Source organism: Blautia wexlerae DSM 19850 (assembly GCF_025148125.1).
Lineage (GTDB): Bacteria > Bacillota > Clostridia > Lachnospirales > Lachnospiraceae > Blautia_A > Blautia_A wexlerae.
This window is the reverse complement of the sequence record NZ_CP102267.1, coordinates 2,209,288-2,234,633: the sequence shown is the minus strand read 5'-3', so window position 1 is coordinate 2,234,633 and position 25,346 is coordinate 2,209,288. Positions and strand designations below refer to the sequence as shown.

Sequence of the window (25,346 nt, the reverse complement as noted above, 5' to 3'; positions counted from 1 at the left end):
GCATATTCATGCCAAAACACCTCGCGGGATAGTGGTGTGTTAACTGTAACCAATAATCCCGTTAATGAGAATGGAGTAAACAGTAACGGGAGCACATAAGTAAGAACACATTTTCAGAATATAAGTTTGCTTTTTGTCAGGAATTATGATATGATAAAAAAATCAGAAACTGTTCAGTATCTCATAGAATAGCAGACTGCTGAATGGTTATGAAGAGTGTACGAACAAAAAATAACTTTAAAAGGAGGGTATAATTATGCCATATGGAAGAATCACGCCAAAGCAGCAGGAGATTCTTGATTACATAAAGAATGAGATTTTGAACCGGGGATTTCCGCCGGCAGTTCGTGAAATCTGCGAGGCAGTCAACCTGAAATCTACTTCTTCCGTTCATTCACATCTGGAAGCACTGGAGAAAAATGGATATATCCGCAGAGATGCAACGAAACCACGTGCGATTGAGATTATTGATGACAATTTTAATCTGGTCCGCAGAGAGGTTGTGAATGTTCCCATCATAGGAACTGTGGCAGCCGGACAGCCACTTCTGGCAGTTGAGAATATTGAAGGCTATTTCCCTATCCCTGCAGAGTTTATGCCTAATTCACAGAGCTTTCTGTTGAAAGTAAAAGGGGAAAGTATGATAAACGCCGGAATTTTTGACGGAGATCAGGTTCTGGTTAAACAGCAGTCCACAGCAGAGGATGGAGATATTGTTGTTGCGCTGATCGATGACGGTGCTACAGTTAAGACTTTCCATAAAGAAAAAGGATACTATCGTCTCCAGCCGGAAAATGATACAATGGAGCCAATCCTTGTACATGAAGGTCTTCAGATTCTTGGCAAAGTATTTGGTGTGTTCCGTTTGTATGAATAATAATGCAACTGATATGCAAATCAGAAAAATAACAGAGGAAATCAGGTATCGCTTAATGATGATATCTGATTTCCTCTGTATTCTATTTTACAAATTTTCTAGTTATTTTTCAAGAAATTCATTAACGTCAAGAACCTTACCATCTCTCCAGATTCTTTCGAGGTCATAGAAAAGACGATTCTCTTCGTCAAATACGTGGACAATCATATCGCCGTAATCCATAAGAACCCAGCTGGAGTTTCTGGTTCCCTCAATCTGTTTTGCTTCAAATCCGGCTCTGCCAAGTGTTTCATCTACATTGTCAACCATAGCCTGAACCTGATTCTGGTTGGAAGCACTTGCAATTACAAAATAATCGGCAATTACAGATACTTCATGGATATCTATTACCTTAATATCTTTTCCTTTTTTCTCATCAAGTGCGCGGCAGGCAAGTTTTGCCATTTCAAGTTCTCTGTTCATGGAAACAACCTCTCTTTCTATCTGCTTTTGTAACTGTTCAATATCTTCATGATCAACAGACTATTGAATAGCTACATATATCTTCTCTAAATAAATATTTATATCCGTAATCTGTTCTCCCTGTTGTGCTGTCCCCTATATGTAAAACTCTGCCAGTCGAGACAATTTATACTCAGGACTGTCTTTTCATGTGTAAATCCCTGTAATACAAGAAAGCATCTTTCGTAGCATTATCAATATCTTTCGGATTTTCCTCCAGATAAGCCAGTGTATCACCCAAAATCTTATACATACATTCGTCAAGATCCTGAAAAGCCAGTTTACGTACAATTGCAAGATTAGGAGCTTTATCACGTTTTGGTTCAATATAATCGGCAATATAGACGATTTTTTCCAACAGTGTCATCTCCGGCTTTCCGGTAGTATGCCAGGTGATGGCAGAAAGAATATTTTCATCTGTAACATCATACTTAGCCTTAGCTACGTAAGCTCCAAGCTTGGCATGAAGTAAAAAAGGATGCTCCTGTTCGAATTCAGATACCGAAATATGATGCTGGCTGCACATTTTCAGCTTCTTTTTGTTCGGAATACATTTTGCACAGTCATGGAGCAGTCCGGCAGTCTGGGCTGTGATCAGATCACAGTCATGAACCATGGCAAGTGCTGCACATGTAAACATAACTCCCAACGTATGTTCATAACGATCCTCATCCAGATATTTTGCTAATTTTTTCTGCATTTTTATAAAATCATACTCTGCCATCGGAAGATCATCCTTTCTTTTCGGCCAGACTGTAAATCTGGTTTTCTCTGATATACTCAATCACCGGATCAGGAATATAGTAACGCACACTTTTATCTTCGCTGATCCAGTTTCTGAGCATTTCGCTGGATACATCAAGGTTTGTGGTATTCAGTGTCAGAAATGTGCCATTATATTTAAGCGAAAGACGGTTCATTTCTGCTTCGAGCTCTGCGATTGTGGAATGATTTCTTACAGCAGTTACCAGAATGCAGTTTCTGCAGATTCTTTCCGGTTCACGCCATGTATCAAAGTCATACAGGGAGTCTGCGCCGATTATAAAATAATAATCAGTATCCGGATTCTTCTCTTTTAACATTTCCAGTGTATGATAAGTGTAAGTATAACCATTTTCATGCATTTCAGTCAGCGACAGTTCAAAGTGAGGATTTCCGGTAATCGCCCTGCGGACCATTTCAACTCTTTCTTCATCTGTGGCACGTCCCTGACGGTTTCTCTTGTGAGGCGGATTTCCGGAAGGCATGAACAGTACCTTTTCCAGTCGGAACTGTTCGTATGCTTTCTCTCCCAGAATCAGATGCCCCATGTGGATGGGATCAAAAGTACCGCCCATAATACCAATTCTGTGTTTGATGTCAGCCATAAAAAACTCCGTATTATTTTCTGGGTAATTCAATTTTTTTCTTTTCGTTTTTGCCTTCACGGTATAAAACAATTTTCTTGCCGATAACCTGTACGATCTGGGAACGTGTACGTTCTGCCAGAACCTCAGCCATCTGGCGCGGATCCTCCAGGCAGTTCTGAAGAACACTGATCTTGATCAGTTCTCTGGCTGCAAGCGCCTCATCTACTGCGGCTGTGTTCTCAGGAGTAAGACCACCCTTTCCAAGCTGAAGGATTGGATCCATGGTCATTGCAAGACCTTTTAAATAAGCTCTCTGTTTACTTGTCATTTTTATTTTCCTCTGTTATTCTCTGCAAACGGACAAAATCATCCGTCTTACCACATCTGTTTCATTATTGAATCTATTTATACTATTTATAGTAATCAAAATCAAATCCGTACATACGCACAGTATCGCCTTCCTGAATGCCTGCCTTCTCAAGTTCTTCCAGGATGCCTCCCTCTTTCAGGAATTTCTGGAAGAATGCGAAACCTTTTTCAGAATCAAGATTTGTGTAGCCAAGCATCTTTTCAATCTTCGGTCCCTCGACAACAAAAATTGTCGGATCTTCAGGACTCTGCTCTACTGTATATGGAAGGTTTTCTCCGATCAACATATCTTCAGGGAAGAATTCCTGTTCAAATACTACAGGTTCCTGTGGGCAGCTGTCAAGAAGTTCTTTCACATGGAATAAAAGTTCTCTGACACCCTGACCGCTGACAGCGGAAATCGGATATACCTGGATTCCTTTTGGCTCAAATTCTGCCTTAAGTTTGTCAATCGGGCTCTCTTCGCCGTCTTCTGTATAGATACAGTCGATTTTATTTGCTGCGATTACCTGTGGTCTTGCAGCAATTTCCGGATTATAAGCTTCCAGTTCTTTATTAATCTTGTAAATATCATCGATTGGGTCACGTCCCTCTGTAGATGCTGCATCTACAATGTGGATAATGACTCTGGTACGTTCAATGTGGCGGAGGAACTCATGTCCAAGTCCCACACCTTCGGAAGCACCTTCGATCAGACCGGGAATATCAGCGATCACAAAACCACCGTTTTCAGTATCTACAACACCAAGATTTGGGCTCAGGGTTGTAAAGTGATAATTGGCAATTTTCGGCTGTGCGTTGGTAACACGGGAAAGGAATGTGGACTTTCCGACATTCGGGAATCCAACCAGACCTACGTCTGCGATTACTTTCAGCTCCAGAAGAACTTCCAGTTCCTGCGCAGGCTGTCCTGGCTGTGCATATTTCGGAACCTGCATGGTTGCAGTCGCATAATGCTGGTTTCCTTTGCCACCTCTTCCGCCTCTTAATACGATCTGGCGTTTATTTTCACCGGACATATCAGCAATTACTTTACCGGATTCTGCATCCATGATAACAGTTCCTTCCGGAACTTTTAATACAACATCTTTTCCATCGGCACCATGGCAGCGTTTTTTGCCGCCTTCCTGTCCGTCTTCTGCTTTATATTTTCTTCTGTGTCGGTAGTCGCCAAGGGTGTTCTGGCCTTCATCTACCTCAAATATCACGTCTCCTCCACGACCGCCGTCGCCGCCGTCAGGACCGCCATTCGGAACATATAATTCTCTGCGGAAACTTACATGGCCGTCGCCGCCTTTACCGGAGCGGATATAGATTTTCGCTCTGTCTGCAAACATATGACACACCTCTGTCCTTTACTAATGATTATTTCGTAATAGTAATCTTCTTAAATTAATGCATTTGAGACCGTTCAGCAGGATTTCGCGCTCTGATGAGTCGGATCAATATGCATTATTTACAAGGATTGCTATGGTTTCTTTTATATCATATAACTCTTTTAATCTATAGCAATTCTACTATAAAAGAAAGGCTCCAAACCCATATTAGATTTGAAGCCTTCGCTTAACCAGATTATTCTGCTTCTACTGGAACGATAGAAACCTGTTTCTTATCGCGTCCTTTTCTGGTAAATCTTACGACACCATCTTTAAGTGCGAATAAAGTATAATCTTTACCGCAGCCTACGTTCTCACCAGCATGGATCTTAGTTCCGCGCTGTCTGTAAAGAATATTTCCAGCTTTAACAAACTGTCCGTCTGCTCTCTTCGCACCTAATCTCTTGGATTCGGAATCACGACCGTTCTTTGTAGAACCAACTCCTTTTTTATGTGCGAATAACTGAAGGTTCATTTTCATCATGTTGTTACACCTCCTTGACTTTTACTGTCAAATATCGATTGTTATAACTATGTTCAATTTCTGTTAATCCGAGAATCAGCGAATCCATGAGAAGGGTTCCCCTCTCAGTAACCGGAGCCGTAAAATGAAAAGATACATAGCCGTCATCTTCCTGCACTTCGAACTGATCATCTGTAAATGTCTCAAGAGAATTTACAGTATTGATCACTAGTACAGAGACAGCAGCACAGACAATATCCTGTCCTTCCTCTGCATATCCGGCGTGACCTTTCGAAACAAATTCCAGATAATTTCCATTTCTCTTCTTAACTGTAATTGTAATCATAATGACACCAGATTAACCGTTAATCTTTTCGATTTTTACTTTAGTGTACTGCTGTCTGTGACCGTTTTTCTTGTGATATCCAGTTTTTCTCTTGTATTTGTAAACGATAACTTTTTTTGCTTTACCGTTCTCAACTACAGTAGCGGTAACACTGGCATCTTTCACATCTTCACCAGCTTTTAATCCGTCATTGCTTACTGCAATAACATTATCAAAAGTAACAGTTTCACCAGCTTCAACACCGAGTTTCTCAACTCTGATTACGTCGCCTTCAGCAACTTTGTACTGTTTACCACCTGTTGCAATAATTGCGTACATCTGTGGCACCTCCTATAATCTTTACTCGCCAGATATGGTGACCTTTCGGTGCTTGTACCTCTCTGTGCGGCATCTCATTTATAATAGCGGACAAAATTCGATTTGTCAATAAGTTTTTTTCAATTTCTTTGGGATTTTTTTGAATTTTATTTTACAGGTACAATTTCAATCCAGTATCCGTCAGGATCTGTGATAAAATACAAACTTCGGGGCAGTTATTCAGTTACGGATAAATATCGTAGAGAATTGCAAACGTCAATTTATAGCAATCCTCTTAAATGCATTATTTGCGAGGATTGCTATGATTTACATAATTATATTATGACAAACTATAATTCTCTGATTTCCTCAATCACCGGTTTTCGTACTTTCTTTCTGGTAAGTTCCAGGATGTGTAGTGGAGTGATGTCTACTGCTTTTGCCTTCACCGGATCTTTGCGCAGATATTTTTGCAGGACATGAAACAGTTCATCCTGATGATCCGGATTTTCCATGTTAATAAAATCAATCAGGATAATTCCGGACAGGTTTCTGAGACGCAGCTGTCTGGCAATTTCCTTTGCTGCCTCCAAATTGATTTTTCGGTAAGTTTCCTGCATTTTCTTTTTGCCTGTAAACTTTCCGCTGTTTACATCAATGGATACGAAGGCTTCTGTCTGCTGGATCACCAGAAATCCACCACTGTTCAGCCAGACTTTCTCATGCTGGATTTCTTCTAAGACAGTTTCCAGGCGATAAAGTTTGTAAAGAGGGAGAAGTTTATCATCATAAAACCGCAGCTTCTCTTTTTCCTCCGGGCTGTTACTGTTAAGATAGTCAGAAATCTGTCGGGATATCTCAGGGATATCTGTTATGATCTCTTCCAGGTTCCGGCTGTTGGCGTCGCGGACCGCAGAGATATAAAAAGGCTCTGTTCTATATACGCAGCTGAAACAGGTACGGGATCTTCCGTCTACAGCAGCCTTATGATACAGGCCCTTCAGGTATTCCAGTTCTTTCAGTATTTCTTCTTTTGATGCATCTGCTGCATTTGTACGAACGATGATACCAAACTCTTTATCCGGACGGTTAACTTCTGCTTCCATCCACTTACTGATACGGCTTCTGTCATCATTGGAAAGTTTGGAAGACAGACCAAATTTCTTATCGCCGGTTGTAAGAACCAGATATTTGCCTGTAAAATTCAGATTCGTGGTTACAGCCGGTAGTTTTCCCTTCATTGCTTCCCGGCTGATTTGCACAAGGATTTCATCTCCTGCCTTTAATGGGCGGTCACCTTTTTTTACAGAAGCATAAATCGCATTTGGAGCATCGGAAAGCTGCAGGTAGCATTTTTCCCCGGCAGAAATCTGTACGAATGCAGCACCGATATTGGCAGCTATATTCTCTATCTGTCCAACATAAATATTTCCAAGAGAAGATTTCTCCCCAACAGGTTCGAAGCGCAGTTCCATTACTTTACCGTCTTCTTCATACGCACATACATAGCATGGAATCTGGCGGATATTCATTTGGGTAATAATCAGTTTACTCAACTTCTTCACCCAGTGCTTCCAGAGTTACAAATTTATGTTCTTCCTCTGTTCCTTTATCTGCGTATACTTCCAGACGTTTGATGGAATAAGCAAATTCCGGAAGTTCTATGCCAAGCCATGAAAAGAATGTATCTGTTACCAGTTCCGGTTTTGTGTAATTGGCACTTGCGGAAGCAAGCATCATAAAGATCTTGTCTCCCTGAAGTTCCATCTTATAGATAAACGGACGAATATCAATTTCCTTTTCGCTTCGTTTGGTCTTTTTCATTACTGTGATCTCCGGCTGCGCCAGGAAATCACTGATTTTATCTTTCCAGGAAATTTCAGGCTCTTTTCCCGGACGAAATTCTACATAATAATCGGCTGCTGCCACCAGTGACATTGCCTTACCCGCCTTTCCGTCCTCAACCTGACGGGTACTGATTACATGTACCCCTTCTACCATCACTGCATCCAGACGTCTTGTGATCTCTGAAGTAGGAACTGTCTCTGCCAGCTCCAGATCGAAGTACTCTCCCAGACTTTCCGTACCAACTCCTAATGGTGCGGCAAAAGACATGATCATATGCGGACTGTATCCACCGGAAAAAGCAACCGGAAGATTGGCTCTGCGGATAGCCTTCTGAAAATAACGCATGGTATCCAGATGTCCCACAAATTTCACAGGACCCTCTTTGCTGAATTTAATTCTTACCTTCATAACATACACCTCCGCCATAACGCATAGCACCACAGCCGGAACATTTCTGACGGCAGTTTGGTGTTACGGTTTCTTTCTTTGCCTGTTCCCATTCGTGAATCAGGAACTTCTTGGTCACTCCTGCATCAATGAAATCCCATGGAAGGATCTCATCTGTGGAACGTTCTCTGAGAGTATAGAAATCAATATCTGTGTTGGTTTCCACAAAAGATTCTTTCCATATATTATAGTCAAAACTCTCTGACCATGCATCGTAGATCGCACCTTTTTCATATGCTCTGAGGATAACTTTTGAACAACGGCGGTCACCTCTTGCAAGGAAACCTTCAAGAATCGTTACATCCGGCTCATGCCAGCTGTAGCGGATACTTCTCTGGTTTAACTGTGCGCGGATCTCGCTTTTTACGACCTTTGCTTTCTCCACGAAATCTTCCTCTCTGTACATACCTGCCCACTGGAATGGGGTAAATGGTTTCGGTACAAAGAAAGAGGTACTTACATTGACCTGAACCTTGCCATTACGTTTTTCTTTCGGCACTTCTTCATAATAAGTTTCTGCAATTTTCTGAGCAAGATGAGCAATACCTTTCATATCATCTTCTGTTTCAGTTGGAAGTCCGAGCATGAAGTAAAGCTTTACCTGATTCCATCCACCTTTGAATGCTTCACCTGCACCATGAAGAATATTCTCTTCTGTCAGACCTTTGTTGATAACATTACGCAGACGCTGGGAGCCTGCTTCCGGTGCAAAAGTAAGGCTGCTCTTCTTTACATCCTGTACCTTGCTCATAACATCCAGGGCAAAAGCATCGATACGCAGGGATGGCAGAGATATATTGACAGCATTGCCATGAAATTCTTCGATCAGGAAGTTTACCAGTTCCTTCAGCTCAGAATAATCACTGGAGCTTAGAGAACTTAAGGAAATCTCCTCATGTCCTGTATTCTGAAGCATTTCTCTGGCACTTGCCTTTAAATCCTCCACATTGCGCTCTCTGGTAGGACGGTAGATCATACCTGCCTGACAGAAACGACATCCGCGGATACAGCCACGCTGGATTTCCAGAGTAACACGATCCTGAGTAGCTTTAATAAATGGAACTACAGGAGCTTTGATCACGCGGTAGTCTTTAGTGACATCGGTGATCAGCTGTTTACAGACTTTCTCAGGTACACCCTCTTTTGCAGGTGTAAAGGAAGCAATGGTGCCGTCTTCTTTGTAGGTTACATTGTATAAAGAGGGAACATAAATTCCGGGAATCTGGGAAGCTGCAAACAGGAAGTCTGCTCTGGAGCCGCCTGCTGCCTTGTTTGCCTTATATGCATCAAACAAAGCATCATAGACAGTCTCACCCTCGCCAATATAAAACATATCAAAAAATTCTGCGATCGGTTCCGGATTATATGCACATGCACCGCCGCCGATGACGATAGGGTCATCTTCCTTACGATCCTTTGCCAGAAGTGAAACATGGCTCAGGTCAAGTACCTGAAGCACATTGGTATAGCACATCTCATATCCAAGGGTAATACCAAGGAAATCAAACTCCTTTACAGGCTCCTGGGATTCCAGGGCAAAGAGAGGAATATGTTCCTCACGCATAATTTTATCCAGATCCATCCACGGAGAAAAGACACGCTCACACCAGACATCCTCACGTTCATTGAACATGTTGTAGAGGATCATCATGCCCAGATTGGACATACCGATTTCATAAACATCCGGGAAGCACATGGCAAAGCGGATATCTACGTCATTCTTATCTTTCATTACAGAGTTGACTTCACCACCGATGTAACGGGCAGCCTTGTCAACTTTCATTAAAATTTCATCGCTTAAAGCTAGAGTTCTCATAGTATTCCTTTCAGAGGTTATTGTATCAACATTGTGTTAAGCAGGGAAAATCCCCCACAATATTCCTATTATATACGGAATGGTGGGGGATTTCAAGGGAGAGTCGGATAGTTTGCAGTTTTTATCTGACAGTATCAGGCTGTAAAAGCGTGAGTAATGTTTCGTATACATATGTATTTTCTCTGACAATTATAGAAAGTTCCTCTTTGGCCTGATTCAGCTGGTGAAATAAATTACGGACATCAGACCTGCCTTCTTTGAAATGTTTTGAACGCAGATATCTGTTCTGATCATAGTAATATCGTTCGTCCAATATGATAACAAGACGTTTTATGTCTCTCACGGCAGTAATCTCATATTCATAACCCTGATGTATATAATCTTCCAGTAAGGCAGCAGTCTCCTCTTCATTATTTGCATATACAACAGAAACATGCGGATAGGGTTTGGAGGTTTTTCTGTCTGTAAGGTGTAGCATATTCTGGATAAATGAGGAAAGTTCCGCATTGGTACGGATGCGGTTGGTTAAGTGAAACATCTGGATTTCCGGCAGGTTTTCTATAAGTTTTAATGTATTTACCCCTAACTCTTCAGGACATATGGCATCTTCGGAATCACTGGAAAATATTACGGGAAACTCCCCCTCCGATTGCGTTAACAGAATCTGCAGTTTTTCTGAAGAAAGTAAATGTGCTTCGTCTACCAGAACTGCACTGTAATGTTTCAACTCTGTATTTTCGGTCAGCTGATTGTCCGAAAGAAAAGCAATACGCTGTAAACGTTTATGCAGTATTTTCCATTCTTTTCCGGCATTACCGCAGTGAATCATGCATATCTGCTGACGCCTGGACAGTTTCATGGCGATATCATAGAGAAGCAATGTTTTTCCCTATCCTGTCAAGTAATATCCAAAAAAAATTGTCGATTTTTGCAATTAAAGAAAATCATTCTTATCGCTTCTTCTGTACTGGAAAAGGATTTTTCCTCTCCAATTCCTGTCCTTGAATTTCCATCTTTTTTATAAAGATGTGTTGCTGACTGTCAGCTTCATATTGAATTGCTACACCAAGATCTTTCTTCATAAATGCGGCAACTCCCATATCTGCAATAACCTCCTGCCCTTCTCTCTCCTGAAAGCTGATTTTAGGGAAAGCCCCTGATAATTTTTCTGTAATATACAGTTCCATTTTTTCCAAACTCTCAAATGGCATAGCCTGTACTCTTTGTAATATCTCCTGCAAACGATCCTCCCTCATAACACATCTACAATGATCTACACCAAATACCATAGCAAGGCTGTGTCCGCAATCCCAGGATACATGAATCTGTCCGGCATCATCTACAAACTGTACAGTTCCTAAATCACCGGGACTCAGTTTTACATACGGATCAGCCTCCATATCTTCCAACTCTACCCGACACCCTGGTGGGTACATATTTCTTAACACAATTCTTTCCGCATTACTTATCACTGTTTTCTTCCTTTCTCCAATCCGGCTACCGCCCCAAAGACTTCTCTGGAACAGTCCCTTCCAACAAATGCTCTCTTTCCTTATTCCATTCCAGCACCTTTTCCATAGCAGCTTCCAACTGGTCTTCTGTCGGTTCTCTTGTATAGGTTCTATATTCCTGAAAATATTCTTCCAAAGTGTTCTGCTGTATCTCCAGTTCCTCTTTATCATAACAATCCGGCTCTTCCAGATCCTTCAACTCCTGCAAGATTTCCCAGCATTCCAAAACACTGTCTATCTCCCGCATTTCAAGCAGATAAGATAAAAATGTTTCCTCTGGCATAATACTGAAATAGCACCGGTCAAACCATTGCTCAATATACATGCGTTCATCAGAACCATTGGTATGTGTACCACAAATCAAATCTGCAACAAAGTTTTCAAACAGTTCACCGATTGACAGCCCAACTTTTCCAGACTTCCTACAGAGTTCTTCTACTTCGTCTTGATATAACCTGATAGAAATGGTCCGCTGCAGGCTTTTTTCATAGGGCTCTATATCCTCCCCTGCCTCACAAAAATGCAGATGGGTATCCATATAAATGTCTTCCATATCGCAAAATCTCCGGCTCATTGCTACATAGTCTTTATTTTTCAAATCCCACTCCAGCCGGTAATGATGTTCTCTTGCGTGTTCTTCTAAGTCTTTTCTTATGATGTTTCTGGTCGCTTCCGGCAGTTCTGCAATAAAAATGCTTGTATCCGGAACCGCCAATACTCTTTCTTTTACCACATTTGTCCTCCCTGTTTGTAAGCATTCCTTGCCACTGGCTGATTCCCCAGTACATCCATATAGAGGATAATTCCCTGCGGGTCCAGATGTACGGTAATAAATTTCTGTATTTCCTGTAACAGATCATGATCAGAAAACCCAGCCTGACAGCCTATAAAATTCCTGATTTTTTCTACAATATCCTGTTTCCGGAACTCTTGCAATACCAGAATCGGAATCGTGTGCTGACCTCCCATAGCATCATAGGGCAACGCTTTCCGTAATTCGTCTAAGAGATGTCGGTAATAATCAACTACCACCTGGTCTGTTTTCCACGCTTTTTCCTCACAGTCCCGGAGTAAAAAATCATACTCTTTTTTTGCCTGTTCCATTTCTTTCAGGATTTCTACTGCCTCCACAGAGCAATACCCTTTCTCTTCTATCAGCTCCATCAGTTCTTCCATAGAATATGTTTCAAGATACATGGCTCCTCCCCCATCTTCTTTGCCTAATTTTCTCCTAATACAAAGAAGAGGAATACACCGCAGCGTTTTCCTCCTCTTTTATGAAATCTTTTTCTCTACCGGAATCCAGGACAATAAGCTCTCCCGGTTCTTTCTTATCCTACTGCTTCCAGAAATTCGTCCCTGTATTTCCATACAATTTCAATATGTTCCGGATCATAAAAATTTATGACTTCAATCAGCTCATGCAGAACTCCATAAGATAGCTCTTCCAATCCCTTATATTTTACAAAAAGTTGCAGTCCCTCTGATTTCTCCTTTTGTTTTTCCTCCTCCCCCTTTAAAATTTTTGCTTCTATCTCCTGTATCTTTTGCTGATAAGCTGCTGTCTTCTCCATACAAGTTTGTTTTCGTGCCAAGTAATCCTTCAGGGAAATCTGTTCTTCTGCATATTGTTCATACAATTCCATTTTCTCCTGTTTACAAAGCGCCAACTTCTTTTCATATTGCTTTTTCCGATATCGGAGTTTCGGAATATTCAAAGTCTGATTGGCTTTCTTTAACTGCTTTATGGTATCCTCTGCAAGGGCTGCCTGCTGTCTTATCATAATTAGCACCAGTTCTTCCAACTCTTTCTGCTTATATTTCTTTGGATAACAGGAAGCATTGGGGGCTGTCGTAACACTTTTACAATAAATCGGCTTTTCTTTGTATTCTGTCCGTATCCGCATTTTCCGACCACAATGCCCGCAGCGGATCAAGCCTGCAAAAATATTCTCCGAAGACGGTGTAGACCCATGATATTTTTTGCCCTTCTGTACCATGTCCTGGACCTTCTGAAGCTCCTGCTCCGTTACAATCGCTTCGTGTCCTCCTTTTACGCAAATCCAATCCTCTCTTGAAATATATCGGTACTCTCTTTTTGACGGAACCCTGGTTTCTGTTTTTCCTCTTACCGTCAGTCCTGCATAAACCGGATTAAACAAAATCAGCTTTACTAAATTTCCGTCCCAGAATTTCACAGATTTCTTTGCTTCCGGCGCCCAGCCTTTCCTTTGAAGATATACGGTAGGTGTTTCAACTTCTTTTTTATTCAGGTCCCTGGCAATGTCTGCATAGGTCTTTCCTTCCAACCTTTGGTCGAAAATCCCCCTTACAACGGAAGCTGCCTCCGTATCCAGATGAAGTTTTGTATGAACACCGTCATGGAAGCAATATCCGTATGTTGGGATTGAACCATGATATTGTCCCATTTCAGCCTGTTTCCTCATAACTTTTTTGATATTGTCGGAACAAATCTGGGGATAAATCCCATTGATCAGGTTCTTAAATTTAATCTCCGTATCCTTTCTTTCGGAAGGTTTCTGGCTGCTGTCATAAAAATCATTGATTGAAATGAAACGCACCCCAAGGAACGGAAATATTTTTTCGATATAGTTTTGTGTTTCTATGGTATCCCTTCCCAGGCGGCTCAAATCTTTGACAATGATACAGATCCGTTTTCTCCTGGTAATCAGCCCCATCATGCGCTTAAATTCCGGGCGGTCAAACGTTGTACCGCTGTAACCGTCATCTACAAAGAAGAAAAGCTTTGCCCCTGCAAACTCCGGCTGGTTTTCTACAAAGTGCTGAATTAAAAGCCTTTGATTTTTAATGCTGTTGCTTTCCTCCATTTTTTCTTTATCATCTCTGGAAAGACGCAGATAAGCAAAAACAAAATCACACTGCATACGGAAGACCTCCTTCCATATTGTCCAGTTCTTTTTCCAGCTCCTTTTCAAATAAATCCCCAAACCAGAACACGATTTCCACATAGTCTTTGGAATATACCGTAATCTTTTCAATAAAGCGGTCCGCAATTCCTTTCTCTATCTTCTGAAATCTTTGGTACTTTAGAAGTTCCTCTGTCCAATCCATTCTTGCCTTCACCTGATCTAACAGGTGCTGTCCACGAAGCTGTATCTGCTTCATATTCTGCCTGGCTGCTTGCTGTTCTTCCTGATAGATTGATTTAATCTCCTGATATTCCTTGCAGTCCAACAGCCCGGTAGCATAATGCTCAAACAAGGTTTCCAGTTTTCTTCCATACTTCTCATACTTCTGTCTGGCATTTTTTATTTTTTCTGCTACCTCCTGCTCCAGCTTTTGATAAAACTCTGCACCATAGGTTTTCTTACTTTCTACAGCAAGCTGGATCTGGTAGCGAAGTGCTGCCTTGACTGCCTGATTGATGTAGATTTCATTCACCGTCCGGAAACATTCCGTATGATCTGTAAGGGAAAAAGAAGGACATTTATAAACCATATATTTATGTTTCTCATTGCCTCCGCTCCTGCTCCTTCCAAGGCGTTTTCCGCAATGTCCACAGAAAATCCTTCCCTTAAAAGGACCATCTGCCCCCTGTTTTTCTTTTGGGTTTGCAGCCCAGTTATCCAACGTATCTTTCCAGCGTTCCTTTGCAATTTCCTGTGCTTTCTCATAAATTGCCCGTTCCACAACTGCTTCCCAGGCATTTTCACACACTTCCCACTGCTCTTTTGGTATCATCTGAAGGGGAATATTCTGTGCAAGCATCTGTTTTGTTTTCCCATAAACAGCAGCACCTATATAAACGGGGTTCTGTAAAATCTTCCGGATACCGTCTGATCTCCATAACCGCCTTTTTTCCGGCTCCTTTCCCTGTTTCCTTTTCTGGTAGCTGTCTTCCGGTCCTAATACCTTTCTGCCATTCAGTTCCCTTGCTATATCATAGCTTGACATTTCTTCAAACACATACCAGTAAAAAATCTGCCGGATTATTTCTGCTTCCTCTGGTTCCGGCACCAGCTTCTTACTGTTTTCCTCTGCTCGTTGGTATCCATAAGGAGGTCTGGATCCCCAGAACTCTCCCCGTTCCCTGGACAGCCGGTGCGCCTGTACCAGTTTCTCTGAAACTTCCCTGGCATAATAATCATTCATAAAGTGTTTCAAAATATTGGTGGTCCGGTCTTCTACACAAGCCGGGTTTGCACTGTCATATTCGTCCATAACGGAAACAAACCGGATATTTAAGGTTGGGAAAATCACATCAATCAAATCTACAGCATCTAAGGCGTCCCGTCCAAACCGGGCAAAATCCTTTACAATGATGCAGTCAACCTTTTTATTTGCCACATCTTCCATCAACTCTTCAAATGCGTCCCTTTGGAACGTTGTACCTGTCACACCATTATCTGCATAGACTTTTACCACCAGCATTTCAGGGTGTTTCTTTGCGTAGTCTTCACAGATCTGTTTTTGGATATAAATGGAATCCCTTCTGCCATGCCCTCCGTCCCTTTCGGAAAGCCTTACATAAATATAGGTTCTCAGATACTTCATTTCCGGCTTGCTGCTTTGTCTTTTCTGTCCTCTTTTGCTTATCTTAGGCACTTGCTTCCGCCCCCTTTCCTTTCAGGAAGGCTTCCACTTTCCGGTCCGGCTTTGCTCTGTTTACAGTTTCCAGTAGTCCCAATACCTTTTCAAATTCATCTTCAAACCAAAAATGAATGATAATGCGCTTCTGCTCATATACCTCAATCCGTTTGACCAGATTTACCAGCATTAAGCGATCCACTTCCGTCCGGTCTCGGTATTCCAGAAAATATTCCAGCCACTCCTGCTGTTTTTCAAGGGTTTCCTGCAAATTTCGGATTTCCTTTTGCTGGCACTCCATTGCCTGCCGGATTTCCTCTAAAGACTGGTCATACTTTGCTTTGAAGGTTTCAAATTCTGTCCGGTCCAAGATTTCTTCTGCAAAACTGTCATACAGTTTTACTTTAATGTTTAAAATCCTCTGGCTCTCCTTTTCCAGCATCTCCAGTTTTTTGTCTTCTTCCAAAAGCCGCTGTCTTGGGATTGAGGCAGTTTTTACATACGCCAGTATCTCTTTCAGCTCCATCAGAACAGAAATATAATGCAGGATTGCCTCTGTCACAGCTCCTACCAGTTTTTTCTCACTGATACTATGGGAACTGCACTGCTTTTCATAAAGGGAAGTCGAACATACATAATAGTGGTGAACTTTATCTGGGCTTTTCAGTACCATGCTTTCTTTACAGTCCCCACATTTTACCAGGCCTGAAAGAAGCGCTAGCCCCTTTGCACCTCTCATGGTATCCATTTTCATCAGGTTACCTACCACTTCATATTGGTGTCTGTTGATAACCGGCTCAAAGGCATTTTCGTACCGTATCCACTCAGCTTCCTCTTTGTGGATCACAACCTTTACTTTATGGTTTGGCGTTGTTGTTTTTCCCTGTATCAGCACTCCGGTATAGCGTTCATCAAGAAGGATACGACGTACCATAGTTGGCATCCAGACCGGTTTTTCCGTCAAGCGGAACCCTGTCTTTAATTTCTGTTTTAAATACACCTGCTTATACCGAAGAGGTGTCAAGACCCCACGCCGGTTCAATTCTTCGGATATATCTGTCAGGCTGTAGCCCTGCATTTTCATGTGGTAAATATCCCGTACAACAGAAGCTGCCACTTCATCCATAACCAGCTTATGTTTATCCTCTTCGGATTTCAGATAACCATAAAAAGCAAAAGGCGCTACACACTGCCCGGCTGTCATTTTGACATACAAATGGGAACGCACACTTTTGGAAGTATCCGCAGGATAAAGGTCATTGATTAAACTTTTAAATCTCAGGGTAAGGAAATCACGATTTGGCGTGAGGCTGTCATAATTGTCATTGACAAGGATCAGGCGCACACCCATTTTCGGCAGGATACGTTCCACATACTGTAAAACACCGGAAAAGTCCCTTCCATAGCGAGAAAGGTCTTTGACAATAATACAGTCTGCTTCCCCCTCTTCCAGCATACGCAGCATTTCCTGAAAACCAGGGCGGTTAAAGTTTGTGCCGGTATATCCATCATCCACACATTCTTTTACCACCTGAATTTCAGGGTGGCTCTTCAGGAAGCTATGAATCAGTATCCTCTGGTTTGATATGCTGTCGCTTTCCCTGTTATCACCGTCTTCATCAGAAAGGCGCAGGTAAACAACCGCACGATAGATTTTTTTAAGTATTTGATTTTTCATTGTATTCGCTCCTATCATTTAGATTCGTCAGCCGATTCCCTAAATGATAGAGGCTACTGGGTCCTTGCCATCATCCTACCATAGTCCAGAAGGTTTGTCCACCCTGTAATCTGCCAACAATCCGCATTCTTCCCTATCCCTGTCGTGGCTTTACCATTTCATCTGCACAAGGCTTTCTATGGCTTCCTCTATGGTACGGTTGGTAGAAGCAAACCCAATCTTTATGGTGATCCCCTTATATTTCAGAAAATAAGGATTCTTTCCGGACTCCAGGATTTCCCGGATCTTCTCCGGTTTGCTCTTTTTTACATCAATATTCAGTTTCTCTACATCTTGTATCTCTTTCGGGTCAATGTCTTCAAACGTCATTTCCCGCATCTTCAGCAGTTCTGCCCGCGAGAGCATTATATCCTTTCCCTAGTACAGCAACTGCACAGATACGCATCTAACTCCTGCTCAAACTGTTCCTGTTTCTCCCAGGTGTGCATTAAATACTGTTTCAGTCTGGCATAGTCTAAAATTCCATAACCGATACAATCTATCTGTACCTGAAAAGACTGGAGCATTTCCATTGTCTGTAAAATTTCTTCCGGACAATAGGATAACCTACTGAGTCCGGATACCACAATCACATCAATCATGCCTTTTCGTGCAAGCACTGCCAGCCTCTGCCAGTTTTCTTTTTCTATGGAATAATCACACCCTACACCTTCCAACAAAGTAACCACCTGGTATGTCTGCTGTTCACAGTAATGCAGGCTTTTTTCTTTTTCATAATACAAAAGCCCGGCACAGGGAATGGGAATATCCAGATACACTGCCGCACGCTGGGGAATATTCCTATTTTCTATCTCTTCTTTTCCTTTGCAGATCCATGTAGGAAACAGCATTCCTCCCTGAAAGATCTCTTTATCTTCTGAAAACAGTTTCTGTAACCTCTCTCTCTTCATTGCTCTGCCTCCTCTTTCTTTTGCTCCTGTTTTCATTCCAGGGCTATGAGGAAACCTGTTGTTTCCCCATAGCCCTAAAATGAACCTGTTTCACACACCATACCGGCAGGGCTTTCCCTGCCAGCATGATTTTTTCATTTTCTCACCCCGGTGTGAACGGGAGCATGTAGGACCGGCCCGGCTGGCCGCCTGACACCCTGCAGCCCCCTTTCTCGCTGCAGCATGTCCCAGACGCTACCCTGGTTGCAGTGTTTTTATGCAAAGGTATCATTATCATTCGGCTTTCAGGCTGCCTGCCACCAACAGCCTATGTCTGGGCGCTGCTCACACTTTTCCTTCATCTTCTACGATTCCTTGTTTGATCCGCTTCTTTTCTGCCTTACTTGCTGCCACTGCGGACAAATGTATCTTCGCACAGCTCTTGACCCTGCATCATACAAAATAGAATGTGCCGAAATGTTTTGTGTCCTTTAAGATATTTCTATATTTTAGCGTCAGAAATGACACGTTTGTTTCAAAAAAATATCACCATACCGATATTCAGTTTTCAAGGTTCTCTCCGGCTGAAAACATCAGCCTGCCAAAAGACACCATAACCCTGATGTGTTTTGGCAGACTGTTTTCTGTCTGCATTTCTCTTTATTTCTTTAACCGGATAATCATATCTGCCCAGAATTCTGTGTATGCCTGCCGCATTAACTCCAGAAGCCGGGCTTCGGTAATTCCTGTAATTACGTTTTCTTCTTTCTTTTCCGGTTTTGGTTCCTGTACTTCCAGTGCTTCTTCCCGTATCTTCATTGTAAGCATGGATAAGGAAGGAGAATTGGCACAGTTAATAAAACCGATATAATGGTTCACCACATCATAATCACCTCTGCAGCTTCGGACAATATCAAACGCATGACGGATTGCCCGTTCTACCCTCTGTCCTGTCGTGCCATGTTGCTGGGCCACCTTAAAATACAGATATGTCGTTTTAATCTTGCTGTCTTCTTCCAGAAGCAAAACACTGTCTACAATATAGCCAAATCCTTTCACATTGGCCGGCATTCCCATTTTAAATAATACTGCTTCCACCTTTTCTTTTGATAACATTTCCCTTTTCCTCCCCGTCTGTATTCTCACTTCCTGCTGTCTTGCTGATATTCCTTTAACCCTTTTTTAATTCCTTCTATCGAATAAATCAAAAGGCTGGTTTCCCATTCATTACAATCCTGTACCAGATACCAGATCTTTTCCTTCAGCATCATATCTTTTTTCGCTGTACCCATGTGCATGAAGTGTTCTTTTATGGGAATATCCATAGCTTCCAACAGCCGGATATAAGTTTTCATGCCCATGGCCCTGGCATGTGTTTCGATTTTTGCCAGATGGGATACGGAAATATCTGCTTTTTCCGCAAGCTGCTCCTGGGTCAGCCCCCTGGCTTCCCGCAAGGCTTTTATTGCATCTGCTACAATACAAAGTTCATTCTGCATTCTTTTATCTCCTCGTTGATTACAGGCTCTATTATAATTACAAATCCTTTCCCTGGTAATGGACTATGGAGGCAAGATTTTTCTGTTTCATTACCATTTCTTTCCTTTTTTGGTTTTAGAGATTTATTATATCTGAACGAGTTGAAAACGATTTTTGCACCATTTACGAAAAAGCACTGCATTATCTCTTCATTTAGGCATAAAAAAGGAGAGAACGTCACATATCGACTCCTCTCCAATAGCTTCTATTCATCTAAGATATTTGCCAATACATAGGCTTATTTGTTTTTTCTTTCCAGGAACCTCCGTATATCTTCCACACTATCTAATATGGGAATGGACGGGGCAGACGGGCTACATACTGGTTCTTGACTGGACATTTCCAGTGCGTTAATAAATGCTTCTGCCTTTTTGGGGTCTTCAATCACAAGCTCTGTAAGGATACTTGATGTAGCCATATAGAAAGCACCTCTTTTCTCTCATATCTTAAAAATTCTTTCGCAAAAAGATCCTGCAGTATTTTCTATACGCCAAGACCTGTACGCTCCATTTTTATTTATGTAATAAAGTTTGATCCAGCATGTTCTTAATTTCATCTGGAAGACCGTCTATCGTTGCATTTTCATCTAAAAACAGTAAATTTGTATATTTTTTCGCATCATTCGGTGCTGAAAAAATATGAGTTACTGTATATGCTGTTCTACTTTTAGAGAAGCAATCTTCATCTCGCAGCGATTCTACTACAAAGCAATCGCCCTTTTGCTGCCCCTTATCATCATACTCTTTATTTAAGCATAGAGTAAAATTAAGATCTGTTGTGCCAAACTTATAATTTCTCGTATCTGTAACAATCTCTTCCAGCATAAATCCTTCTGAGCCAGCCAGCATTGCAATCTGTCCGATATGCTTAATCTTACGCTTACACAATGAAAAAGGGTGCTGCGGTGTAAAAAATATCTGCGAAGCCTGAAGCATCTTTTTTGCTGCATAACTATAAAACTTTTTTGCTGAAAGGTTCGTGGCCACACCTGTCAAGTGCCTAAAATTGGCAGCTTTATAAAGCACCTCAATATATCTGCCTTCAAATACATATAGAAATCTTTTACCTACTAAATGCTTCCTATACAGATCAGCAGCCACTTTAATCTCCTGTACAATTTTCTCTCTATCCTGTTGTTTTCCCATCTATCTTTTCCCAATCATCACTATAGTATAAAAAAACAGCACTGGACAACTTTTTTGTTATCCAGCGCCCATAATCTTAAAAAGCGGTTTTATGCTGGCTGTCAGCCGCGACATCCTTCCGAATGTCTAAAATGTCGCCGGTATCATTGAGTCCCCGGCGCGGACTCACCGTATCTCCCTGGTGTGGGCGTAATACCCTTCCGAGTATCAAATAGTCCCAGTAATTACCCTGCCCGGGCACAGTACAGCTTTTACGTGCCGCTACACGAAACCTTTTGGCTTAATTATATTATATGCGATACCCTAAGAAATATCAATAGTTTCCACAAAAAATTGATTGGTTGTATCTTATTATAACCCGTTACTTACCGTTTCAATAAACGCTCCCTAGAATCTGTATCCAATACTATTTTATGAAAATCCAGCATTGCGTGCTCTTGCATCAGTTTCTCTCCAAGTTTCACAAGAGGATTGGTTTCCCATTCCGAATCAATTCCTGTTTGATGATAGTATCTTGCATAAGCAAATCCTTCAGCTACCGCATCTGAATTTTCAAATACTCCCACTATTGCATCTGTAAACTGTACAATGATTGAGTTCCCAAAAATACCCTGCAATTCTTCCGCATTCGCATCATCATATTTCTCTAAATCAAAAGATAAAGAGAAATCATACGTATTATTTTCTCCGCCTTCTGTTTCATAAGAAATTGTTCCAAAAATATCTCCCTTGCCAGACGGAAGTTCGATTGACTCTGAAAGCTCTAATTCATATTCAATGTTATTGAACACTGTCGTTGCTTCAAACATTTGTGATATACAGGTACCTTCTTTTTCATAAATATCTTTCTGTAAAAAGGAAATAGGATTATACTCCATATTTTCCCATATCTGTTTTCCCTCCACTGTCCGTTTACACAAGGAATCTAAAAGCAACATCATTGTTTCCTGATCTATTTCTTCATATACGTTCATAGTCAGCCTCCTTTTCTTTGGATTATCCACAAAAGCTCTGTAAGGGTTTATCTCAATTTCTAGTTACAACGTGATATTTAGTCAAATGACGTATGTACGCACCTTCTTATAGTTGCCAATATTATATGGCGTATCTCCCAAAAATTCAATCAGAATATACAAACTTTTACTCACACTATCTCGCCTTTACATCTTTTTTAGTCTATATCCTACATTGATCAATGTTTCTATAATATCATACCCCATCTTTTTTCGTATCTTCCATACTACATGTTCCACTGTTTTGTACGGAATCTGATCATCATAATAATTACTCCCCCAGACCGAACAATAGATATTCTTCTTTGGAATAACCCAATTTGGCCTTTGGGCTAAAAGATACAGAACTTCAAATTCCCTGGGAGCTAAGCTGATTTCTTTTCCTTCATAAATAACAGTATATGACATGGGATCAAGTTGAAATTTACCATTTCCTAATACAATTTCAGATTTATATTCTGGAAAAACATTTCTCATTTTTCTTCCTCTATTACACTATTGTTTTCTATAATAACTTCAATTAACTTTCAACAAAGTTTTCATATCTCCCACAGCTTGAATATTTAGCACTTCTACGCCAGGGTCAATTTTTCTAATCAAATTTGTCAATGTTGATCCCGGACCTACTTCAATAAACAAATCTACCCCCTGTCTTATCATTTCTTTTATACTCTGTTGCCATTTCACAGAAGAAACAATTTGCTCAGAAAGTAATGATTTAATATCACAACTATAATTAATATATTTTGCATTAACATTTGATACATAGGGAATGATAAAATTATTAATTTGTACATCTTTCAAACTAATTTCAAGTTTCTTTTTAGCCGTTTCTAATAATGGCGAATGAAATGGTCCACTAACATTTAACGGTAAAACCATCTTTGCTCCTTTTTTTTGAAATATTTCATACGATGCTTCCACTACAGCCTTTTCCCCTGTTACGACTATTTGTCCGGGACAATTATAATTAGCAATATATATATTACCATTCATCTGATTACAAATTGCCACCACCTCTCTTTCAGAAAGGCCAATAACCGCAGCCATTGCACCGCCTGTCGGGAAAGCCTCTTGCATATATTTTCCTCTTTTTTTGACTAATAAAAATAAGTCTTTTATATCAATCACATTTGATGCTGCCAATGCAGTATACTCACCTAAGCTTAACCCAGCATTAACAGTTGAAGTGACACCCATTTCATGTACACATTCTAAAATTGCTAATGACGTAGTAAAAATTGCAATTTGTGTATATTTTGTTTCATGAATTCTACTGTCAGAACTATCAAAACAGATTTTTTTTACATCTATATTACAAATTTCAGATGCATAATCATAAATTTGTTTTGCTTTTTCATATTGATTATAAAAATCATTTCCCATACCAGAATATTGTGCACCTTGTCCCGGAAAAACAAATGCAATATTTTTTGCCATAACGAACCTCCTATACTCTTATGTATAAAAACTCTCGTATTGCTTCATCTACAATACAAGAGTTTTTATTATTCCATATTTACCAATACCTCTTATCAATAGTACTTATTGCAAAATATGTTCCAAATTAAAATAATCTGTGATCTTTTGTAAAATGGGATTTACTTTTTTTGAAATGTCAGAATAAATTTTTTCTACTTCATTTTGATAATTATCACATACGTCAAATTCTTCAATATATGTAAATTTTGTTCCCTGATTATCTTTTTCTAAAACATAGATAACAACTAAATATTTAAATGGTCCCATCGGTTCTTTACGCTGTGTAATAATTACATTTTTTTCTGGTATAAATACCCTTTCAGATTCCCAATACCCAATATTCTTTACTTCTATACCATATCTGATGATTCTTGGTTTTTTAAAAATAATTTTTGTACATACATTTGCAGACGAATTCATTTCTTGAATAAAGCTATACTCAGACATTCTTTTAAATATCTCTTTTGTTGTACCTTTTAAAATTATCTCCTTTTTTATTACAGGCACTCTCCATAACCTCTTTTCTATAACATGCCAATTTCTATACTATTCTTTAAATTCACGAAGGAGCATAGCACTATTAATTCCCCCTCTCCCCCTTGCAATTTGTAATACTGTATTGATATTTCTATGCAAAGCTTTATTAGGTGTATAATTCAAATCACAATTTGAATCCTGATCCTCATAATTTATTGTGGGAGGTACTGTGTTATTTTTGATTGCCAAACAATTAATAATTGCATCTAATGCTCCAGCAGCCCCAAAAGTGTTTCCAAACATTGATTTAGGACAGCTTAAAGATACTGTACCAATTTCTTTTCCCCAAATTTCCTTTAATACATTTGTTTCAATGACATCATCTTCCCATAGAGCAGCACCATCTAAATTAATATAATCAATTTCATCATACGATATATTTGCTTTTCTAATGCAAGATTCTATTACCTCTTTATATTTTTTTCCATTTTTATTTTTTTCTTTATGATGAACCCCATCACAATTATTACTAAAGGAAAGAATTTCACCGTATATTGGCGCATTGCGCTTTAATGCGTGTTCTAATTCCTCAATTACTAAGGTACCTGCCCCCTCCCCAAGAATCATTCCATTTCTTTTTAAATCATATGGACAATAACAAGCATCTCGTTTTTTTGATAAAACATCACTACTTGAAAACAGTGACATTCCGTATGGAAATACTCCAGCCTCTGTGCCGCAAACCAAACAAGTATCTAAACGATTCAACATAATCGATTGATATGCATACCCCAGTGCAACATCAGAACTTATTCTATCTGCTACAAAAGTTTTACTATAACCTTTTAATTTGTAAAAAATTGAGATTTGTCCTTGTGGTGCAGTATAGAACCATGAAATAGACTGATAGGGACTTACACACTGCCAACCTTCTCTATATAAATTATACAATTCTTTCTCACCAAACCCAACTCCTCCAAGACAATTGCCTGCAAAAACCCCCATTCTGGTTCTATCAACCATTTCAAGATTTATCATAGAATCGTCTAAAGCCATCTTTGTTGCAGCCATAGCATAATGTGTAAATTCATCTAATTGCCTAGTAAGCATAAATGGAAATCCGTATTTCTTAATGTCAAAATTTTTTACTTCCCCAGCAATTTTTACATCAAAATCGCTTGTATCAAATTTCGTAATTGGGCCTATACTTGATTTACCTTGTTTTAACGATTCCCAAAATGTTTCCACATCATTTCCTGATGGTGAAATCACTCCCAATCCTGTTATGACAACTCTTCGTCTATTCATCTGTAT

Annotated in this window: 30 protein-coding genes; 1 reads left to right on the top strand and 29 read right to left on the bottom strand. The window is 40.3% G+C overall.

The window, feature by feature from the left end:
* The first annotated feature begins 256 nt into the window (after positions 1-256).
* Positions 257-877, top strand: coding sequence for a transcriptional repressor LexA (gene lexA, locus NQ550_RS10425; RefSeq protein WP_008703132.1), 621 nt, complete (start codon positions 257-259; stop codon positions 875-877).
* 102 nt (positions 878-979) lie between these two features.
* Here lexA and rsfS read toward each other — a convergent pair whose 3' ends face one another.
* The 29 genes from rsfS to NQ550_RS10280 form a co-directional block, all read right to left on the bottom strand.
* Positions 980-1,339, bottom strand: a complete 360-nt coding sequence (rsfS, locus tag NQ550_RS10420) for a ribosome silencing factor (protein ID WP_008703130.1) — start codon at positions 1,337-1,339, stop codon at positions 980-982.
* Between the two features lie 172 nt (positions 1,340-1,511).
* Positions 1,512-2,102 carry a bis(5'-nucleosyl)-tetraphosphatase (symmetrical) YqeK gene (yqeK, locus tag NQ550_RS10415; RefSeq protein WP_020993903.1) on the bottom strand — a complete coding sequence of 197 codons (591 nt, stop codon included), beginning with the start codon at positions 2,100-2,102 and terminating at the stop codon, positions 1,512-1,514.
* A gap of 7 nt (positions 2,103-2,109) precedes the next feature.
* Positions 2,110-2,745, bottom strand: coding sequence for a nicotinate-nucleotide adenylyltransferase (gene nadD, locus NQ550_RS10410; protein ID WP_025578441.1), 636 nt, complete (start codon positions 2,743-2,745; stop codon positions 2,110-2,112).
* A gap of 13 nt (positions 2,746-2,758) precedes the next feature.
* Positions 2,759-3,055, bottom strand: coding sequence for a ribosome assembly RNA-binding protein YhbY (yhbY, locus tag NQ550_RS10405; protein ID WP_008703127.1), 297 nt, complete (start codon positions 3,053-3,055; stop codon positions 2,759-2,761).
* Positions 3,056-3,137: 82 nt separating this feature from the next.
* Positions 3,138-4,433: a GTPase ObgE gene (gene obgE / locus NQ550_RS10400; protein WP_020993902.1), complete on the bottom strand. Its 1,296-nt coding sequence runs from the start codon at positions 4,431-4,433 to the stop codon at positions 3,138-3,140.
* 235 nt (positions 4,434-4,668) lie between these two features.
* Entirely contained in the window at positions 4,669-4,956 is a 288-nt protein-coding gene (gene rpmA / locus NQ550_RS10395) for a 50S ribosomal protein L27 (RefSeq protein ID WP_008703124.1), read from the bottom strand.
* Positions 4,957-4,960: 4 nt separating this feature from the next.
* A complete protein-coding gene (locus tag NQ550_RS10390; RefSeq protein ID WP_008703122.1) occupies positions 4,961-5,281 on the bottom strand; it encodes a ribosomal-processing cysteine protease Prp in 321 nt (106 codons plus the stop codon).
* 12 nt (positions 5,282-5,293) lie between these two features.
* The gene (gene rplU / locus NQ550_RS10385; RefSeq protein ID WP_020993901.1) at positions 5,294-5,599 is read right to left on the bottom strand and encodes a 50S ribosomal protein L21; all 306 of its coding nucleotides are present in this window, start codon (positions 5,597-5,599) and stop codon (positions 5,294-5,296) included.
* A gap of 329 nt (positions 5,600-5,928) precedes the next feature.
* Positions 5,929-7,143, bottom strand: coding sequence for a ribonuclease E/G (locus NQ550_RS10380; RefSeq protein ID WP_025578443.1), 1,215 nt, complete (start codon positions 7,141-7,143; stop codon positions 5,929-5,931).
* Positions 7,127-7,834 (bottom strand): TIGR03936 family radical SAM-associated protein, encoded by a 708-nt coding sequence (locus NQ550_RS10375; RefSeq protein ID WP_025578444.1) that lies wholly within the window; start codon positions 7,832-7,834, stop codon positions 7,127-7,129. The genes NQ550_RS10380 and NQ550_RS10375 overlap by 17 nt, the downstream gene beginning before the upstream one ends.
* Positions 7,818-9,689, bottom strand: a complete 1,872-nt coding sequence (locus NQ550_RS10370) for a TIGR03960 family B12-binding radical SAM protein (protein WP_025578446.1) — start codon at positions 9,687-9,689, stop codon at positions 7,818-7,820. The genes NQ550_RS10375 and NQ550_RS10370 overlap by 17 nt, the downstream gene beginning before the upstream one ends.
* A 121-nt stretch (positions 9,690-9,810) precedes the next feature.
* On the bottom strand, positions 9,811-10,548 hold the full coding sequence (locus NQ550_RS10365; RefSeq protein WP_259840064.1) for a hypothetical protein: 738 nt from the start codon (positions 10,546-10,548) through the stop codon (positions 9,811-9,813).
* 91 nt (positions 10,549-10,639) lie between these two features.
* Positions 10,640-11,125, bottom strand: coding sequence for a DUF4314 domain-containing protein (locus NQ550_RS22840; RefSeq protein WP_195548977.1), 486 nt, complete (start codon positions 11,123-11,125; stop codon positions 10,640-10,642).
* 61 nt (positions 11,126-11,186) lie between these two features.
* Complete coding sequence (locus tag NQ550_RS10355; protein WP_242833582.1) at positions 11,187-11,933, bottom strand: hypothetical protein; 747 nt, start codon at positions 11,931-11,933, stop codon at positions 11,187-11,189.
* Positions 11,927-12,397 carry a hypothetical protein gene (locus NQ550_RS10350; RefSeq protein WP_025578828.1) on the bottom strand — a complete coding sequence of 157 codons (471 nt, stop codon included), beginning with the start codon at positions 12,395-12,397 and terminating at the stop codon, positions 11,927-11,929. The genes NQ550_RS10355 and NQ550_RS10350 overlap by 7 nt, the downstream gene beginning before the upstream one ends.
* Positions 12,398-12,531: 134 nt before the next feature.
* A complete protein-coding gene (locus NQ550_RS10345; protein WP_025578827.1) occupies positions 12,532-14,106 on the bottom strand; it encodes a recombinase family protein in 1,575 nt (524 codons plus the stop codon).
* On the bottom strand, positions 14,096-15,787 hold the full coding sequence (locus NQ550_RS10340) for a recombinase family protein (protein WP_025578826.1): 1,692 nt from the start codon (positions 15,785-15,787) through the stop codon (positions 14,096-14,098). The genes NQ550_RS10345 and NQ550_RS10340 overlap by 11 nt, the downstream gene beginning before the upstream one ends.
* Positions 15,780-17,447, bottom strand: a complete 1,668-nt coding sequence (locus NQ550_RS10335) for a recombinase family protein (RefSeq protein ID WP_025578825.1) — start codon at positions 17,445-17,447, stop codon at positions 15,780-15,782. Before NQ550_RS10335 ends, NQ550_RS10340 begins: the two co-directional genes overlap by 8 nt.
* A 150-nt stretch (positions 17,448-17,597) precedes the next feature.
* Positions 17,598-17,816, bottom strand: coding sequence for a DUF6870 family protein (locus NQ550_RS10330; RefSeq protein ID WP_147419244.1), 219 nt, complete (start codon positions 17,814-17,816; stop codon positions 17,598-17,600).
* Between the two features lie 35 nt (positions 17,817-17,851).
* The gene (locus NQ550_RS10325) at positions 17,852-18,397 is read right to left on the bottom strand and encodes a recombinase family protein (protein ID WP_025578821.1); all 546 of its coding nucleotides are present in this window, start codon (positions 18,395-18,397) and stop codon (positions 17,852-17,854) included.
* A gap of 639 nt (positions 18,398-19,036) precedes the next feature.
* On the bottom strand, positions 19,037-19,492 hold the full coding sequence (locus NQ550_RS10320) for a sporulation initiation factor Spo0A C-terminal domain-containing protein (RefSeq protein WP_025578820.1): 456 nt from the start codon (positions 19,490-19,492) through the stop codon (positions 19,037-19,039).
* Between the two features lie 26 nt (positions 19,493-19,518).
* Positions 19,519-19,875 (bottom strand): helix-turn-helix domain-containing protein, encoded by a 357-nt coding sequence (locus tag NQ550_RS10315; protein ID WP_025578817.1) that lies wholly within the window; start codon positions 19,873-19,875, stop codon positions 19,519-19,521.
* Positions 19,876-20,153: 278 nt separating this feature from the next.
* Positions 20,154-20,333, bottom strand: a complete 180-nt coding sequence (locus NQ550_RS10310) for a hypothetical protein (RefSeq protein ID WP_025578814.1) — start codon at positions 20,331-20,333, stop codon at positions 20,154-20,156.
* Positions 20,334-20,427: 94 nt separating this feature from the next.
* Positions 20,428-21,060, bottom strand: coding sequence for a PBECR4 domain-containing protein (locus NQ550_RS10305; protein WP_025578812.1), 633 nt, complete (start codon positions 21,058-21,060; stop codon positions 20,428-20,430).
* Between the two features lie 365 nt (positions 21,061-21,425).
* Entirely contained in the window at positions 21,426-22,034 is a 609-nt protein-coding gene (locus NQ550_RS10300) for a hypothetical protein (protein ID WP_025578810.1), read from the bottom strand.
* Positions 22,035-22,220: 186 nt separating this feature from the next.
* Entirely contained in the window at positions 22,221-22,550 is a 330-nt protein-coding gene (locus tag NQ550_RS10295; RefSeq protein ID WP_025578809.1) for a winged helix-turn-helix domain-containing protein, read from the bottom strand.
* 39 nt (positions 22,551-22,589) lie between these two features.
* Positions 22,590-23,513: an ACP S-malonyltransferase gene (gene fabD / locus NQ550_RS10290; protein WP_025578808.1), complete on the bottom strand. Its 924-nt coding sequence runs from the start codon at positions 23,511-23,513 to the stop codon at positions 22,590-22,592.
* Positions 23,514-23,618: 105 nt separating this feature from the next.
* Positions 23,619-24,062, bottom strand: a complete 444-nt coding sequence (locus NQ550_RS10285; protein ID WP_025578806.1) for an SRPBCC family protein — start codon at positions 24,060-24,062, stop codon at positions 23,619-23,621.
* A gap of 39 nt (positions 24,063-24,101) precedes the next feature.
* Positions 24,102-25,340, bottom strand: coding sequence for a beta-ketoacyl-[acyl-carrier-protein] synthase family protein (locus tag NQ550_RS10280; protein WP_025578805.1), 1,239 nt, complete (start codon positions 25,338-25,340; stop codon positions 24,102-24,104).
* Positions 25,341-25,346 lie beyond the last annotated feature (6 nt).

Coding starts and splice junctions, on each gene's coding strand:
- lexA (WP_008703132.1), top strand. CDS start 257: ATGCCATATGGAAGAATCACGCCAAAGCAGCAGGAGATTCTTGATTAC.
- rsfS (WP_008703130.1), bottom strand. CDS start 1,339: ATGAACAGAGAACTTGAAATGGCAAAACTTGCCTGCCGCGCACTTGAT.
- yqeK (WP_020993903.1), bottom strand. CDS start 2,102: ATGGCAGAGTATGATTTTATAAAAATGCAGAAAAAATTAGCAAAATAT.
- nadD (WP_025578441.1), bottom strand. CDS start 2,745: ATGGCTGACATCAAACACAGAATTGGTATTATGGGCGGTACTTTTGAT.
- yhbY (WP_008703127.1), bottom strand. CDS start 3,055: ATGACAAGTAAACAGAGAGCTTATTTAAAAGGTCTTGCAATGACCATG.
- obgE (WP_020993902.1), bottom strand. CDS start 4,433: ATGTTTGCAGACAGAGCGAAAATCTATATCCGCTCCGGTAAAGGCGGC.
- rpmA (WP_008703124.1), bottom strand. CDS start 4,956: ATGATGAAAATGAACCTTCAGTTATTCGCACATAAAAAAGGAGTTGGT.
- NQ550_RS10390 (WP_008703122.1), bottom strand. CDS start 5,281: ATGATTACAATTACAGTTAAGAAGAGAAATGGAAATTATCTGGAATTT.
- rplU (WP_020993901.1), bottom strand. CDS start 5,599: ATGTACGCAATTATTGCAACAGGTGGTAAACAGTACAAAGTTGCTGAA.
- NQ550_RS10375 (WP_025578444.1), bottom strand. CDS start 7,834: ATGAAGGTAAGAATTAAATTCAGCAAAGAGGGTCCTGTGAAATTTGTG.
- NQ550_RS10370 (WP_025578446.1), bottom strand. CDS start 9,689: ATGAGAACTCTAGCTTTAAGCGATGAAATTTTAATGAAAGTTGACAAG.
- NQ550_RS10365 (WP_259840064.1), bottom strand. CDS start 10,548: ATGAAACTGTCCAGGCGTCAGCAGATATGCATGATTCACTGCGGTAAT.
- NQ550_RS22840 (WP_195548977.1), bottom strand. CDS start 11,125: ATGTACCCACCAGGGTGTCGGGTAGAGTTGGAAGATATGGAGGCTGAT.
- NQ550_RS10350 (WP_025578828.1), bottom strand. CDS start 12,397: ATGTATCTTGAAACATATTCTATGGAAGAACTGATGGAGCTGATAGAA.
- NQ550_RS10345 (WP_025578827.1), bottom strand. CDS start 14,106: ATGCAGTGTGATTTTGTTTTTGCTTATCTGCGTCTTTCCAGAGATGAT.
- NQ550_RS10335 (WP_025578825.1), bottom strand. CDS start 17,447: ATGAAAAATCAAATACTTAAAAAAATCTATCGTGCGGTTGTTTACCTG.
- NQ550_RS10330 (WP_147419244.1), bottom strand. CDS start 17,816: ATGACGTTTGAAGACATTGACCCGAAAGAGATACAAGATGTAGAGAAA.
- NQ550_RS10325 (WP_025578821.1), bottom strand. CDS start 18,397: ATGAAGAGAGAGAGGTTACAGAAACTGTTTTCAGAAGATAAAGAGATC.
- NQ550_RS10320 (WP_025578820.1), bottom strand. CDS start 19,492: ATGTTATCAAAAGAAAAGGTGGAAGCAGTATTATTTAAAATGGGAATG.
- NQ550_RS10315 (WP_025578817.1), bottom strand. CDS start 19,875: ATGCAGAATGAACTTTGTATTGTAGCAGATGCAATAAAAGCCTTGCGG.
- NQ550_RS10310 (WP_025578814.1), bottom strand. CDS start 20,333: ATGGCTACATCAAGTATCCTTACAGAGCTTGTGATTGAAGACCCCAAA.
- NQ550_RS10305 (WP_025578812.1), bottom strand. CDS start 21,060: ATGGGAAAACAACAGGATAGAGAGAAAATTGTACAGGAGATTAAAGTG.
- NQ550_RS10300 (WP_025578810.1), bottom strand. CDS start 22,034: ATGAACGTATATGAAGAAATAGATCAGGAAACAATGATGTTGCTTTTA.
- NQ550_RS10295 (WP_025578809.1), bottom strand. CDS start 22,550: ATGAGAAATGTTTTTCCAGAATATAAATCTGAAATTGTATTAGGAAAT.
- fabD (WP_025578808.1), bottom strand. CDS start 23,513: ATGGCAAAAAATATTGCATTTGTTTTTCCGGGACAAGGTGCACAATAT.
- NQ550_RS10280 (WP_025578805.1), bottom strand. CDS start 25,340: ATGAATAGACGAAGAGTTGTCATAACAGGATTGGGAGTGATTTCACCA.